The 3,702-nt window shown below is 61.7% G+C and carries 3 protein-coding genes; all 3 read left to right on the forward strand.

All coding sequences use genetic code 11. The features are described from left to right. Positions 1-124 precede the first annotated feature (124 nt). From FG91_RS18370 to FG91_RS18380, 3 genes are read left to right on the forward strand one after another with little or no spacing between them, the layout of a single operon-like run. Positions 125-1,672, forward strand: coding sequence for a tyrosine-type recombinase/integrase (locus tag FG91_RS18370; RefSeq protein WP_029548014.1), 1,548 nt, complete (start codon positions 125-127; stop codon positions 1,670-1,672). Beyond that, positions 1,666-2,580, forward strand: a complete 915-nt coding sequence (locus tag FG91_RS18375; protein ID WP_037517935.1) for a tyrosine-type recombinase/integrase — start codon at positions 1,666-1,668, stop codon at positions 2,578-2,580. The genes FG91_RS18370 and FG91_RS18375 overlap by 7 nt, the downstream gene beginning before the upstream one ends. Continuing rightward, a complete protein-coding gene (locus tag FG91_RS18380; RefSeq protein WP_010339697.1) occupies positions 2,577-3,581 on the forward strand; it encodes a tyrosine-type recombinase/integrase in 1,005 nt (334 codons plus the stop codon). The genes FG91_RS18375 and FG91_RS18380 overlap by 4 nt, the downstream gene beginning before the upstream one ends. Positions 3,582-3,702: the final 121 nt, after the last annotated feature.

Consider the following 3,702-nt stretch of genomic DNA (forward strand, 5'->3'; position numbering starts at 1 on the left):
TATTCTTTGCAGTCGCAGTTTATGTCGAGCGTGGCGGCGCGAGGCGCAGGTTTCCTTCGGTTTTCCATGATTTCACTCCAGATAATTACGGTTCCCTCGACCTGAACAAGTCGAAGGAACCACCATGAGAACAAGATCATCAGAGCTGTTTTGTCCGGCACAGCTCCGGATCGAAGATCCGCCGAGCTCAGATGCCCTATTCAACGCCTTCCTCTCCTCTCTGTGGGTCAAGGAGGAAGCGGCCTGTTCGATCCTGTACAGTGCAGCGATCCGTCATTTCCTGCATTGGCTGGATGTGCATGCCATCCCGGTCAGTACGCTCGGCGATCAAGTCGTCCGACGGTTCGAGAAGCACCGTTGTCGGTGCCACGGATACTCGGCTCAGCAAGCCGCCTATAAGACTGATCAGGCTGCGCGGGTCCGGCGCTTTGTCCGGTTCCTCGAAGATCAAGGGTATATCGAAGTCGACGATGGGATCGACGATCTCCCCCGTCACCTCACCGACTACTCCGATGCAATCGACAGCCTGCAACTCGCCCCTGGAGTGGCACAGGGCTACCGGTCGGAAGCCGAGCATATTGTGGCTTGGCTTCGCATCAAGCGGCAGTCGTGGGCCGATGTCGATGACGCGATCCTCGACCAGTACGCGGCGCATGGTTGCCGCTGTCCGGTCTGGCGCAAGCGGGGCAAGCTCGTCGCCTCGGGCGCGAAGCGGCGGCGGCGTGGCGCTCGGCACTTCGTCGAGTTCTTGCGCGGCCGGGGTGTCATCCCTTCAGTCGAACCGGTGTCGGATGACGACCCGCACATGGCGGCATATCTGGCATGGCTCAAGCAACACCGCGGCGCGACCGATGAGACGATCCGGCGCTACCGGGCCGATATCAGGCGGCTCATGCCTATGCTCGGCGACCCTTCACAATGGGATGCAGCCGTCCTCAGGCGTGCGTTTCAACAACGAAGCAAGGAGACGCCGGGTTCTGCATCACTGCTCGTCACGATAATGAGGAGCTATATTCGGTTCCTGGTCGTGCAGGGTGTTTGCCGTCCAGCTTTGTTGCACGCGATCCCATCAGTGCAACGCTACCGTCTTTCGACGCTGCCCCGGCACGTCAACCCGGCAACGATCGAGCAGATCATCGGCGCATGTCCGACTGATCGCCCGGTGGAAGTTCGGGACAAGGCCATCATTCTCCTGCTCGCCCGGCTTGGCCTGCGTGCCGGTGATATTCGGGATATGCACCTCGACGATATCGACTGGCGCTCGGGCCACCTGACGGTCAAGGGCAAGGCGCGTCGGCCTGATCGCCTGCCATTGCCTCAGGACGTCGGTGACGCGATCCTGGACTACATTGCCACGGCGCGTCCCAAGACCGCCGATCCGCATCTGTTCGTGCGCGCGCAAGCCCCGTTCCGTTCGTTCCGCTCATCGGCGGAGATCGCCGGCATCGTTGCACGCACGCATGAGCGCGGCGGGATCGAAGGCGTGCCGACCGGATCGCACATTTTCCGGCATTCGCTTGCCACCAACTTGCTGCGCGCGGGCGCAGGGCTGGAGTCCGTTGGAACGATCCTGCGCCACAGCTCGCCCGAGACCACCGCCATCTACGCCAAGGTCGACCTGCCGATGCTCATGAAGATCGCGCAGCCATGGCCGGGAGAACCGTCATGCTGAACACGCACATTGCCAGATACGTCTCGCTGTATCGCGGCTTGGGGCGGAAGTTCTCGGAACAGGAACGACTGCTGCGCCAATACGCCGCTTTCGCCGAACGCTTCGGTGACCGGCACACCCGAGTGCAGCGCATCTACGACTGGTGCCACACGGCAAGCTCGCAGAACGTGGCTCGCCATAGGTACGACGCTGCTCGTAATTTCAGCCTTTTCGCTCACGCCGAGGACCCAGACCACGAAGTCCCGCCTGTCGGCGTTTTCGGCCGGGGGAAGCGGCCACGTCCCACTCCGACCATCATCGAACCGGACCAGGTGCGGGCGATCATGGCGGCGGCATTGAACGTTCCGCCCCATGGCACGATTAGCCCATACACGTACCATTACCTGTTCGGCCTGCTCGCGGCGACAGGTCTCCGGATTTCCGAGGCTCTCGCCCTACAGTGCGACGATCTGGTCGAGGATGGGCTGGTCGTCCGCAACGGCAAGTTCGGCAAGCAGCGGCTGATCGCCTTGCAGCCATCGACGCGCCAAGCACTCGAAGCCTACATTGCGATCCGCGCGAAGCACCCGGCCAAGTGTAATGACCTGTTCGTCACTATCCGGGGGCGGGCGCCGCACAAGGTGCGCGCCCACGTCGTGTTCGTCAGGTTGGCCCGGCTTCTCGGATATCGTGGAGCAACCGGTACGGCAGGCATGCGACTCCACGATCTGCGACATACGTTCGCTGTTCGCTCGCTTGAGTCCTGCCCGCGTGACAGGGAGGCCATTGCCCACCACATGGCCGGTCTCAGTGTCTACCTGGGGCACGCGTCGATCGCCAACACGTACTGGTATCTCGAAGCCACGCCAGTGCTGCTGCGCGACATTGCGGCTGCAAGCGAGCAACTTTTTCAAGGAGAAGCGGCATGACGGCGCTTGCTCCCCATCTCTCGGCATATCTGCGGGAACATCTGCCGCGCGAACGCGCCGTCAGCCCGCACACGGTGAAGACCTATGCCAACTGCTTCGTCCTCCTCGTCCAGTTCGCTGCCGATCGGCTGAAGCGCCGACCGACCGATCTAGAGGTTGAGGATCTCGACACAGACATGATCATGGCCTTCCTCGATCATGTCGAGATCGGCCGCGGCAGCTGCGTGCGGACCCGCAATGGCAGGCTCGCCGCGATCCGATCCTTCTTCCGATACATCGAGTACCGGATTCCAGCCTGCCTCGATCAGGCACTCCGTGTCAGAGCAATCCCGACCAAGAAGACAGACAAGGCGCTGATCGATTATCTCGACCGGGCCGAGATCAAGGCTTTGCTCGATACACCCGATCCCCGGACACGCCTCGGCACCCGTGATCGCGCGATGCTGCATCTTACCTATGCTGGCGGACTGAGGGTGTCGGAACTCGTAACGCTGCAACTGGGCGATTTCCCGGACCGCTCCCTGTCCACCATGCACATCATGGGCAAAGGGCGACGTGAACGGGTCCTGCCGCTGTGGAAGGAGACCCAGATCGCATTGCGCGCATGGCTTGCGATCCGGCCTCAAGTTGAGGTCACCGAGATATTCCTCAATGCCAACGGGCAGCCGATGACCCGCGACGGATTTGCGTTCCGATTGGCCGAGCACGTCAAGACGGCAGCGACGAAGCAGCCGTCGATCCTTGGGAAGCGCGTCACACCCCACGTGCTTCGTCATTCTTGCGCGATGCACACGCTCGCGGCGACGGGGGACATTCGCAAGGTCGCATTATGGCTCGGCCACGCCAGTATCCAGAGCACCGAGACCTACTTGCGCGCCGATCCCGAAGAGAAGCTGCAGATTCTCGCAGCCCACGGTGCCCCTGCGATCAAGCCGGGGCGCTTCAAGCCGCCTTCCGACGCCTTGATCACAATGCTCACTGACGTTCGAAGGCGGGCCTGACCCGTCTCCGAACACTCTCTCTAACCCTCATAATATCTGGAGTGAAATCATGGAAAACCGAAGGAAACCTGCGCCTCGCGCCGCCACGCTCGACATAAACTGCGACTGCAAAGAACTCGTG

Source organism: Sphingopyxis sp. LC81 (assembly GCF_000756375.1).
Lineage (GTDB): Bacteria > Pseudomonadota > Alphaproteobacteria > Sphingomonadales > Sphingomonadaceae > Sphingopyxis.

What these genes read in the sequence shown, in the direction of transcription:
- FG91_RS18370 (WP_029548014.1), top strand. Translation starts at nt 125, where the DNA reads ATGAGAACAAGATCATCAGAGCTGTTTTGTCCGGCACAGCTCCGGATC.
- FG91_RS18380 (WP_010339697.1), top strand. Translation starts at nt 2,577, where the DNA reads ATGACGGCGCTTGCTCCCCATCTCTCGGCATATCTGCGGGAACATCTG.
- FG91_RS18375 (WP_037517935.1), top strand. Translation starts at nt 1,666, where the DNA reads ATGCTGAACACGCACATTGCCAGATACGTCTCGCTGTATCGCGGCTTG.